Genomic DNA, 8,356 nt, shown 5'->3' with positions numbered 1-8,356 from the left:
TGACTCCTGACTCCTGACTCCTGACTCCTGACTCCTGACTCCTGACTCCTGACTCCTGACTCCTGACTCCTGACTCCTGAATCCTGACTCCTACCCCTTGCCTTCTGTTGCTAAATTAACAATGGATGTAACTCTACCAAAAATCAACAATGGTATCTAATACTGCATCATTTCCCGATATTCAAAATCATTGGGCGCGGTTATTTATTCAGGCTTTAGCCCAACGGCGAATTTTAAATGGCTATCCTGACGGTAGTTTTCGCCCTAATACCCCTGTTACTCGTGCTGAGTTTGCGGCGATTATAGCTTCTGTACTGACAACAACCAAAAAACGGGATTATGTACCTTTTGGAGATGTACCTGTTACACTTTGGGCTAATAGTGCAATTAGAAAAGTTTACGAAACTGGATTTTTGGTTGGCTACCCTGATCGGACTTTTCGCCCTAATGATAGTATTTCCAGAGGTGATGTTTTAGTTGCGATGGTTAATGGTTTGGGAATTGCTAGTCAAGTCCAAGCTGATTTAGTTAGTAGTTTAGGACAAATCTATCAAGATGCGGCTACAATTCCTAATTATGCTATCAATCAGGTGGCGATCGCCTCTCGTGTTGGTTGGGTAGTGAGTTATCCAAATATCAAATTACTTAATGCCAGAATGGCTGCGACTCGTGCTGATGTGGCTGTGATGGTATATCAAGCTTTGGTATATCTGGGAAGGGCGGAAAAAATTGCTTCTGAATATATAGTAGTACCACCATCGTCTGGAAACCAACCCAGGACTGTAAGGGTAAGTCATAACCGGGAGTTCCGGGGTGCTTGGATCACCACTGTGTGGAATAGTGATTGGCCTTCCAAACCAGGGTTGAGTGTTGAACAGCAGAAAACGGAATTACTGCAAATTATTCAACAATTACAATCTTTAAATTTTAACGCCCTAATTTTACAGGTGCGGCCAGAAGGGGATGCTTTATATGCTTCTAATTTAGAACCTTGGAGTGCTTGGATTACGGGAACTCAGGGAAAAGCACCAGAACCATTTTATGATCCTTTGGAATTTGCGATCGCTGAATGTCATAAACGCAACATTGAACTTCATGCTTGGTTCAACCCATATCGCGCCAAAACTACTACTAAAAGCGGGTTTAATGTCGGTCCCCATATAGCTATTACTAATCCAGAAGTTGTTTATCAATGGGGTAATCAGTTATGGATGGATCCTGGATCAAAAATTGTTCAAGATCGAGCTTATAATGTGATTATAGATGTTGTCAATCGCTACGATATAGATGGCATTCATCTTGATGATTATTTTTATCCCTATCCTATATCTGGTCAATCATTTCCTGATCAAAAAACTTATGGAGTTTATCAAGCTAATGGAGGTAAACTCAGCTTAGAAGATTGGCGAAGGGAAAACGTTAATCAAATGGTGTTGCGTTTATCAGAAGGAATTAAAAAAACTAAATCTCATGTTAAATTTGGGATTAGTCCTTTTGGTATTTATCGCCCTGGACAACCACCGGGTATTGTTGGTTTAGATGCCTATAATGCCCTTTATGCTGATTCTAAAAAATGGTTGCAGGAAGGTTGGATAGATTATTTAGCACCGCAACTTTATTGGCGGACTGATCAAACACAACAAAGTTATGAAGTGTTGTTGAACTGGTGGACTCAAGTCAATACTAAACAGCGACATATTTACGCTGGTAACAATATTTCCAAACTAGATGGGAAAGCTTGGAAAAATTCGGAAATTGAAAAACAAATTCTCATTTCTCGGAACTTAGCTAAAAATTTGTCCTTGGGAAATATATTTTTTAGTATGAATTATATCAAAGAAAATGTCCAAGGTATTGCTGATCAATTTAAACAGGTTTATTATTCTCGTCCGGCCATAATTCCTACTATGTCATGGCAAAGTCAAAATCCTCCTTCTCCTCCCAAAGAAATTAAATTTGAAAATGGTAGATTAAATTGGGAAAGAGGTGATGATAAACCTGTGCGTTCTTGGACTCTTTACCGTCAAAGTGGCGATAATTGGATCATTCAACGCATTTTGTCTGCTGGTACTACTTTTGCTACTGTACCACCGGGAACTTATGCGGTGTGTGCAGTGGATAGGTTGGGTAATGAGAGTGTGGGTGTAGTAATTACTGTAACTTAATCTGAGGAAGGCAGATGATTATGGCGATCGCACTTTGGCTATTTTGGCAAGGTGCGTTTTTTAACTTCTGTCTAGAGGTGAAGTCTCAACCCAAACAACAACAAATATTAGAAATCATCGAGACAATTTTAATTTACAAATTTCCAAGAATGAAGAGGGAGGAAATAGAATCAAGGGTAAAATACAGTAATGGTAAGTTTGGGTTTTCTGTGCAGAAACGGATTTACAGCACTTACCGGTGTTATGAGGTACAGAGATGAATCATAAAACTCTTGTGGTGCGGGCATCTTGCCCGCTACTGGTGTACTTCACTCACTGAAAAGTTACTAAGTATGAAATTATGGAAGAAATATTAAATCTCAAAAATCTACTCCTACAAGGTGACTTTCAAGGTGCATTAACTATAGTTGAAGAATTAGAAGAAATGAGTCGCAATGATATTATCAAAACCATTCGCAGTTATGCAATAATTTTACTCATCCACCTCATTAAACAACAAGCGGAAAATTGCTCAACTCGTTCTTGGGAAGTTTCCATTAGAAACTCAGTGAGAGAAATTCAACGGGAAAATAAACGCCGTAAATCTGGAGGTTATTTTTTAACAAAAGAAGAATTATTAGAAACTTTAGCAGAAGCTTATTTAAATGCTATTGATGAAGCTTCCCTAGAAGTCAAAGAAGGTCTTTATGAAGCAGAGGAATTAGAGAAACTGGTGAATAAATCAGAAATTATCAATTATGCTTTAGATTTAATACTACCAGAAAACTAACAAAAATTAAATAAGGTAGGTTGGGTTGACGTTAGGAAACCCAACATTTACTTACTTTTGTTGGGTTGCGCTGTCGTTTATATTGGGATAGGTTGACGTTAGGAAACTCAACATTTACTTACTTTCGTTGGGTTGCGCTTTCGCTTAACCCAACCTACAAACTACAAAATAACAAAAAATAAATGAAACAAAGACTAGATACACTATTAGTAGATTTGGGTTTATCTCCTTCCCGTCAACAAGCACAAAGACTAATTCAAGCCGGCGAAGTCATGGTAAACCAAACAATAATTGATAAACCCGGAACAGAAGTAGATAAAACCGCAGAAATTCAAATTAAAGAACGTCCTCCTTTTGTTTCCCGTGGGGGTGAAAAACTGGCTAAAGCATTGAAATTTTTTGGTATTTCCGCAAATCAAAGAATCTGCTTAGATGGGGGAATATCTACCGGCGGTTTTACCGATTGTTTATTACAAAATGGTGCTGCACAAGTTTATGGAATTGATGTAGGTTATGGACAAGTTGACTGGAAAATCAGAAGTGATGAAAGAGTAATTTTAAAAGAACGTACCAATTTACGAGAACTACAACCAGAAAAATTATATCCTGAAGGGGCAATATTTCCAGATTTAGCTGTTGTAGATGTTTCCTTTATTTCCTTAACCAAAGTTTTACCAGCAATTTGGCGTTTAACCCAAGCACCAAGGGAAGCAGTTTTATTAGTAAAACCACAGTTTGAAGTTGGTAAAAATCGTGTGGGTAAAAAAGGAGTAGTCAGAGATCCAAAAGATCATGGAGATGCGATTTTTCAAGTTTTACAAACAGCGTTAGAATTAAAATGGAAATATCTGGGTTTGACCTTTTCTCCCATTACTGGACCTGCGGGAAATATTGAATATCTTTTATGGTTAGGGATGGAAAGTGAAACCCAACCACCAGACTTAACAAGCATCCAAGAAATGACTAAAAACGCTGTACAGGAGTTGACAAAAAATGAGCAATAATCATCAATTAAGTTTAAAAACCTTGTATGAACAAGATTATCAATTGTGGTTAGATGGAACAATTGAAAATTTAAAGCATCGTAACTTTGATAACTTAGATATTGATTTATTAATAGAAGAAATAGAAGAAATGGGTGGCAGTTTAAAAGATGCTTTAGAAAATAATCTCATTGTCATTTTAGCCCATCTCTTAAAATGGAAATATCAACCAGAAAAACGTTTAGGAAGTTGGAAAGCTAGTATCAAAGAAAATCGTCGGCGAGTGAATAAATCTATACAAAAACATCCCAGCTTAAAAAATTATTATGAAAGTATTTTTTCAGAAAGTTACTCTCCTGCCGTAGATTGGGCAATAGAAGAAACAGGATTATCACCTGATATTTTCCCAGGAAAATGTCCTTTTACTCCTGAACAGGTGCTAGATAGTGAGTTTTTACCTGAGTGATTGATAATTATTGAAAATAAAATTAATTACCAATCAACAATAAACCATTGATAAATCTAGCTTGCGGTAGTCTTTCAAGAAAATTATCTTTGTTAGGGTGATGATGTCGCGTTTATTTATCCTATTCAGAGGTTGAAAATGGCTAATTTAAATCAGCGTCGTCCTGAAAATATCAACGGTGATTTTTATGTTGATACTACTTGTATTGATTGTGATACCTGTCGCTGGATGACTCCCGAAGTATTTTCCCGTATTGGTGAACAATCAGCAGTGCATCATCAACCAAGCAATAATGCAGAAAGAATAGCCGCATTACAAGCACTTTTATCCTGTCCCACCAGTTCCATTGGTACAGTAGAAACACCACAAGATATTAACTTTGTACAACAAACTTTTCCGATTTTAATAGATGAGAATATATACCATTGTGGCTATCATTCCGAAAAATCTTTTGCCAGTGTTCCCTATTTAATTCAACATCCAGAAGGCAATATATTAGTAGATTCTCCCCGGTTTGCACCACCATTAGTTAAACGTTTAGAAGAAATGGGAGGAATAAAATATCTGTTTTTATCTCACAAAGACGATCTTGCCGATCATCAACAATTTGCAGATTATTTTCAATGTCAACGCATTTTACACAGTGATGATATTGACCCAGAAACAAAAAATATAGAAATACAAATAACAGGTTCAGAACCATTTCAACTGACAGCAGACTTATTAATTATTCCCGTTCCCGGACACACTAAAGGACACACAGTTTTACTGTACAAAAATAAATTTCTGTTTACAGGAGATCATCTTACTTGGTCCCAAGAAGAAAAACAATTAATAGCCTTTCGTGAATTTTGTTGGTATTCCTGGACAGAACAAATTCAATCTATGCGTAAACTAACCAATTATACCTTTGAGTGGGTGCTACCAAGTCATGGAAGACGCTATCAAGCTGATTCTGAGATTATGCAACAAAAAATGCAAAGGTGTATTGATTTTATGGAAAGTTTGCAGTAATAATTCAGGAGTCAGGAGTCAGCAGAGAAAATTCTTGCCTTACACCCCACACCATGCTATCACCTGTCATAACATCCCCAAAAAATCATCTACAACCTAACCCATAGAGTTAAAATAGAGAAATTGTGAAAAGATAGAAAATCAAATGTTTTGGGCTGATAAAATCGCTGCTGATACACAAGGCTACCAGGTAGTTAATGATTCTAAAACTCCTTCAGGACGGGTCCACGTCGGATCATTGCGGGGTGTGGTTATCCATGATGTTATTTACCGTGCCTTGAAACACGCAGGTAAGCCCGTAAAATTCATGTACGGTGTGGATGACTACGACGCATTGGATACCGTTCCCAAATATTTAGACAAGGAAAAATTTAAACCATATTTGGGTTTCCCCCTGTGTAACGTACCTTCACCTGGTGAGGGTGCGAGTGATTATGCTAAATATTTCATTGGCGAATTTTTTGAAATTTTTGAGTATTTAGGAATTAAACCAGAAACTTATTTTTTACGTGATTTATATCGTTCTGGTCAACTTAATTCCCACATTGATACTTTCTTAAAAAATGCTCATCTTGTGAGAGAAGCATATAAAGAAGTAAGTAAAGGCGATCGCCCTGATAACTGGTATCCTTTTCAAGTTATTTGTGAAAATTGCGGTAAAATCGCCACAACTGTAACCACAGATTATAACGGTTCAGAAGTTTTTTATACTTGTGAACCAGATGCAACTAATTATGTAAAAGGTTGTGGTCATTCTGGTTGGGTTTCTCCTTTTAATGGTAATGGGAAATTACCTTGGAAGGTGGAATGGGTTGCAAAATGGGATGTGTTAGGTGTAACTATTGAAATGGCGGGAAAGGATCACTCGCAAAAAGGTGGTTCTAGGGATGTAGCTAATGCGATTTCTCGCAAAGTTTTACAAAAACAACCGCCTTTTCATTCACCTTATGAATTTATTCTTGTCAATGGTACAAAAATGAGTTCATCTAAAGGTGTAGGTTCGAGTGCGCGGGAAATTGCTGATTTATTACCACCTGAGTTATTACGCTTTTTAATGTTAAGAACTCAGCCGAGAACGGTAATTAATTTCGCTCCCAATTATGAAACCATTACTCGGTTATTTAGAGATTACGATACTTTAATTAGTAAGTATCAAAATAATTCTGAATTAACTGAAGAATTAATGTCTTTATTTTATGCCCAGTTGGGTGATGAAGTTAAACCATTTCAACCTTTTGATTACAGTACGTTAATTTCCCTGTTGCAAGTTCCGCGTTTAAATATTCAGGATGAAGTTGTACAAAGAACTGCAAATCCTTTAACTGAGTATGATCACTTTATTGTCAATCAAAGAATTGCTTCTGCTCAAAAGTGGTTGCAAGACTACGCAGATGAGGAAGAAAAGCTAGTTCTATATTTAGAACAAGTTCCCGAAAAAGCTAATACTTTAAACGCAGAACAGGTGAGTTATGTACAGAAGTTAGCGGAGAATTTAGAGAATGCTGCTAACTGGGAAGCTGAAGAATTGCAAACTGTGATTTTCTCAACTACTAAGGAATTACAAATTCCTCCAGCGAATGCTTTTAAGGCTTTGTATTTGGCGTTTTTAAATAAAGAACGTGGTCCAAAAGCTGGTGGTTTGTTCTCTTATTTAGAGAAGTCTTTTGTGATTTCTAGATTGCAAGATGTTGTCAGTTTGAATCAGGCAAAAGTTTAATCACTTGTTGACTTGTTCCCTGTCTCTGACAGGGAATACATTTTGTGAGTCTCTGACTTATATTTAATATTAGCAGAAGGCAGAGCCTTCTTAATTGCATTCCCAGTTAGAAACGGGGAACGAGGAGAAGACGTATTTAGGGTTTACTGAATAAATCCGAAAACTTTACAGGTAAAGGGTTTTAGCTATTTTGACTTGTACTGAGCGACTTGTACTGAGCCTGTCCTGAGCGGTGTCGAAGGGCGCAGTCGAAGTAAGCCGAAGTGCTTTCAAAAATTGCCAGCTTTTATGAGGTGACAAGTGAAAAACCTTGCACTTAATTCCTACTTCAAGAAAAAATCGTTCCTATCCAACTCTTGAAACTGTCACCGTGGCGTAGCACCTGTCACCTGTCACCTGTCACCTAGCCTTCACAGATAACTTTTTCAGCAAACCCTATTTATTCAGGTTTCATAATTTTGATACTAATTTTTCATGATCAAAATCCTTCTGCATAGCTTTATTATCTTGATTTTGATCACGCTGTTTAAATTCCTCTAACAAAGTAAAAAACCTGTTAAAAGCATCTTTTTCATCACGGGTAAATAATAAAATAATATTCGCCCAAGAATTGGAAGTTCTCACATTAAAATGTTGCTGTATCCAGGGCTGAAAATTCTCATAAAAATCAGCTTCTTCCTGATTTAATTCCACTCCTAACTCATTCCTTGCGAATTTATATCCTACTAAAAAATGATGTAAAATCGTAATAGAAGAATTACCAATATACATTCCTGGCCTGTGTTTGATTTTTTGTAAAACTTCATATATTCCTCCCATATTAACCTCCTTGCTGTGGTGGTGCTGGTTTTACTATAGCAAATCTATTTCAGTGATAATAAACTCACGGCTGAGACAATCAAAATCATTTAACCAATCCTCTTTCGTCATTCCTTCAACTGAGAGATTATCAAAAACTTTGCCTAAAACCTCCACTTCATAATGAGTACCATTCTGTGTAATTGAATTGGTGATATCCTGTTTTTCTAAACGATTACTCAAAATATATTCATCTGTTCTATTTTTTGTTTTTAATTTGAGAATTTTAGCTTGAATATTGTTCTTTTGTAACCATTGGTATATAGCCCTAGCACAATCATCACATTGATAAAGATCAAAATTTTGAATGATTTTCCCAATTTCTCGAAAAATATCCTCATCAGATAATTGACTCACCCACACCTCCAGGCTACCGCTAATTTA

General features: G+C 36.7%; 8 protein-coding genes and 1 pseudogene. 7 read left to right on the top strand and 2 right to left on the bottom strand.

Annotation, left to right across the window (positions count from 1 at the left end):
* Positions 1-149 precede the first annotated feature (149 nt).
* From H6F47_RS13695 to lysS, 7 genes and pseudogenes are all read left to right on the top strand, one after another.
* Positions 150-2,165: a family 10 glycosylhydrolase gene (locus H6F47_RS13695; protein ID WP_190649596.1), complete on the top strand. Its 2,016-nt coding sequence runs from the start codon at positions 150-152 to the stop codon at positions 2,163-2,165.
* A 74-nt stretch (positions 2,166-2,239) separates the two neighbouring features.
* A pseudogene (locus H6F47_RS27925) lies at positions 2,240-2,338 on the top strand (DUF2887 domain-containing protein); the annotation flags it as partial.
* A gap of 167 nt (positions 2,339-2,505) precedes the next feature.
* The gene (locus tag H6F47_RS13685; RefSeq protein WP_137668556.1) at positions 2,506-2,934 is read left to right on the top strand and encodes a DUF29 family protein; all 429 of its coding nucleotides are present in this window, start codon (positions 2,506-2,508) and stop codon (positions 2,932-2,934) included.
* Positions 2,935-3,116: 182 nt separating this feature from the next.
* Positions 3,117-3,938: a TlyA family RNA methyltransferase gene (locus tag H6F47_RS13680; protein WP_190346777.1), complete on the top strand. Its 822-nt coding sequence runs from the start codon at positions 3,117-3,119 to the stop codon at positions 3,936-3,938.
* Entirely contained in the window at positions 3,928-4,383 is a 456-nt protein-coding gene (locus H6F47_RS13675; RefSeq protein ID WP_190346778.1) for a DUF29 domain-containing protein, read from the top strand. The genes H6F47_RS13680 and H6F47_RS13675 overlap by 11 nt, the downstream gene beginning before the upstream one ends.
* 138 nt (positions 4,384-4,521) lie before the next feature.
* Positions 4,522-5,397: an MBL fold metallo-hydrolase gene (locus H6F47_RS13670; RefSeq protein ID WP_096571882.1), complete on the top strand. Its 876-nt coding sequence runs from the start codon at positions 4,522-4,524 to the stop codon at positions 5,395-5,397.
* A gap of 145 nt (positions 5,398-5,542) precedes the next feature.
* Positions 5,543-7,114 carry a lysine--tRNA ligase gene (lysS, locus tag H6F47_RS13665; protein ID WP_190346780.1) on the top strand — a complete coding sequence of 524 codons (1,572 nt, stop codon included), beginning with the start codon at positions 5,543-5,545 and terminating at the stop codon, positions 7,112-7,114.
* A 450-nt stretch (positions 7,115-7,564) separates the two neighbouring features.
* On the opposite strand, the gene H6F47_RS13660 is transcribed toward lysS, so the two are convergent.
* Positions 7,565-7,933 (bottom strand): hypothetical protein, encoded by a 369-nt coding sequence (locus tag H6F47_RS13660; RefSeq protein WP_190649594.1) that lies wholly within the window; start codon positions 7,931-7,933, stop codon positions 7,565-7,567.
* 33 nt (positions 7,934-7,966) lie between these two features.
* Positions 7,967-8,329, bottom strand: coding sequence for a papain fold toxin domain-containing protein (locus H6F47_RS13655; RefSeq protein WP_190346782.1), 363 nt, complete (start codon positions 8,327-8,329; stop codon positions 7,967-7,969).
* Between the last annotated feature and the right edge of the window lie 27 nt (positions 8,330-8,356).

Source organism: Sphaerospermopsis sp. FACHB-1094, from assembly GCF_014696195.1.
Lineage (GTDB): Bacteria > Cyanobacteriota > Cyanobacteriia > Cyanobacteriales > Nostocaceae > Sphaerospermopsis > Sphaerospermopsis kisseleviana.
Note: the sequence above shows the minus strand (reverse complement) of the source record. Positions and strands in the feature narration are given on the sequence as shown.

Bases quoted from the DNA above. Each gene is read 5' to 3' on its own strand.
- H6F47_RS13695 (WP_190649596.1), top strand. From the start codon at position 150: ATGGTATCTAATACTGCATCATTTCCCGATATTCAAAATCATTGGGCG.
- H6F47_RS13685 (WP_137668556.1), top strand. From the start codon at position 2,506: ATGGAAGAAATATTAAATCTCAAAAATCTACTCCTACAAGGTGACTTT.
- H6F47_RS13680 (WP_190346777.1), top strand. From the start codon at position 3,117: ATGAAACAAAGACTAGATACACTATTAGTAGATTTGGGTTTATCTCCT.
- H6F47_RS13675 (WP_190346778.1), top strand. From the start codon at position 3,928: ATGAGCAATAATCATCAATTAAGTTTAAAAACCTTGTATGAACAAGAT.
- H6F47_RS13670 (WP_096571882.1), top strand. From the start codon at position 4,522: ATGGCTAATTTAAATCAGCGTCGTCCTGAAAATATCAACGGTGATTTT.
- lysS (WP_190346780.1), top strand. From the start codon at position 5,543: ATGTTTTGGGCTGATAAAATCGCTGCTGATACACAAGGCTACCAGGTA.
- H6F47_RS13660 (WP_190649594.1), bottom strand. From the start codon at position 7,933: ATGGGAGGAATATATGAAGTTTTACAAAAAATCAAACACAGGCCAGGA.